Below are 718 nucleotides of genomic sequence, written 5' to 3'. Positions count from 1 at the left end.
GCCGACGGCGGCCCCCGAGCCGGCCGCGGGCTTCGCGGTGGCGGTGAGCCGCGGCAGCGCGTTCGCCGTCGGCGTCTATGGGATCGGCGCCGATGCCGACACCGACCCCGAAGCCGACGAGGCCTCGCTGCCGCGTGGCGACGAACTCGCGCCGTGGAGCACCGCCGGACTGCCGGCGCGCATCGGTGCCGGCTTCTTCATCGACGACAGCGGCGCGGTCGTCACGGCGGCGCACGTCGTCACCGGTGCGCACCAGGTGCTGGTGAAGCTGCCCGACCAGCGCGTGCGCCCCGCGCGGGTGCGCGCGATCGACCGCGACATGGACATCGCGCTGCTCGACATCGACACGCCGCCCGACGGCGCGCCGGTGTTCGGCCGTTCGGCCGCGCTGCGTGCCGGCGACTGGGTGCTGGCGGTCGGCGAACCCTATGGCCTGAACCGCTCGGTGGTGGCCGGCATCGTCGGCGGGCGGGCCCGGCATTTCGCGGAGGACGGCGAGGTGCTGTTCATCCAGAGCGACCTGACGCTGAACCCCGGCAATTCCGGCGGCCCGCTGCTCGACGCCCGCGGCGCGATCGTCGGCATGAGCCTGCGCACCGTGGTCGGCCCCTACGGCAGCTCGGGCGTCAGCCTGTTCATGCCGATCGAGGTGGTGCAGCAGGTGGTGGCCGAGCTGCGCAGCGAGGGCGCGGCGCCGCGCCCGCGGCTGGGCGCGGGC

The 718-nt window shown here is 75.5% G+C and carries 1 protein-coding gene; it reads left to right on the top strand.

From position 1 onward, the window contains the following. The coding region (locus ACXJLU_RS33480) for a S1C family serine protease (protein WP_457338028.1) at window positions 1–718 on the top strand (718 nt) is incomplete at both ends.

Source organism: Rhizobacter sp. P5_C2 (assembly GCF_054049715.1).
The sequence above is the reverse complement of the archived record's forward strand: the minus strand, read 5'-3'. Positions and strand labels throughout refer to the sequence as shown.